We start from the raw sequence: 1,026 nt of genomic DNA, 5'->3' as shown, positions 1-1,026 counted from the left end.
ATGGCTGTGCGCCCCCTTGGCCAACGCCGAAAAACTGCTGCAATACCTGACCCAGGATGAATTTGAACAGTTACTGGCGTTGAGCGCAGAGACCATCGCCAAGGGCCTGCTGGTGCTCAGTGATGAACCCTTGCTGTTCATCCATCTGGCCGCACTGGTCAGCTGGATGAGGATGTTGCCGCCCCCGTATATGAACGAAATGCTGGGGGAAATCGGTGCCGAGGTACTGATCAACTTACTGCTGGGGTTTGCTACCGCTGGCATGGGCATGGCGGTGCGTATGAGCACGAAAGTGCTCGGCAGTATCAAGTCTCAACGTGTGCGCAAGTGGCTGGAGCAAATAGCCAGACAGTTTGGCACCGTTCAACTGGATGGCCATGCCGAAGCGCTCAAGCCGGTGCTCTTCAAGAGTGAGGCTGTGCCAATCAAGGTGGTACCGGCTGCGCCGTTGAAGGCTGGGGAGAACCTGGTTTCGAACGCAGTGCCAGCGGTTCGCGGCAAGACACAGCGGACGGTGTTGGTCAGGCAGGAGCACGTCGACGATGTGCCTGCCGTGGCGACGAATCCGAAGGGGGATGCTGCGGCGGCTTCGGATAAGACCGTGACCAATGGCTGTCCGGTGTCGATGGTCACCGGCGAAGAATTACTCACGCTGACTGACGGTGTTTTAGACGGAATTCTGCCGTTTGAGTGGACACGGTTGTATCGCACCAGCGCGGTGGAAGTGGATGTCGGGCTGGGGTTTGGCTGGAGTCATTCGCTGGCGCATCGGCTTGTCGTGTCAGGCGATTCGGTGGTCTGGATCGACCATGAAAACCGCTCGACTGAGTTTCCACTGCCGACAGTTGCTCGACCTGCAATCACCAATAGCCTGGCTGAAGCCGCGATCTACTTGGGCTCGGTGCCGGATGAGTTGGTGCTGGCACAGGCGTCGCGGTTTTATCACTTTCGCGACGGGGTGTTGGTCTCGATCAGTGATGCGTATGACAACCGCCTGCGGATTAGTCGGGACTATTTAGGGCGCAT

At 58.1% G+C, this 1,026-nt stretch carries 1 protein-coding gene; it reads left to right on the top strand.

The window, feature by feature from the left end; translation table 11 throughout:
• On the top strand, window positions 1-1,026 hold a 1,026-nt coding region (locus IQK56_RS10940; protein WP_246500200.1), incomplete at both ends, for a DUF6531 domain-containing protein.

Source organism: Pseudomonas cyclaminis (genome assembly GCF_015163715.1).
Lineage (GTDB): Bacteria > Pseudomonadota > Gammaproteobacteria > Pseudomonadales > Pseudomonadaceae > Aquipseudomonas > Aquipseudomonas cyclaminis.
Note: the sequence above shows the minus strand (reverse complement) of the source record. Positions and strands in the feature narration are given on the sequence as shown.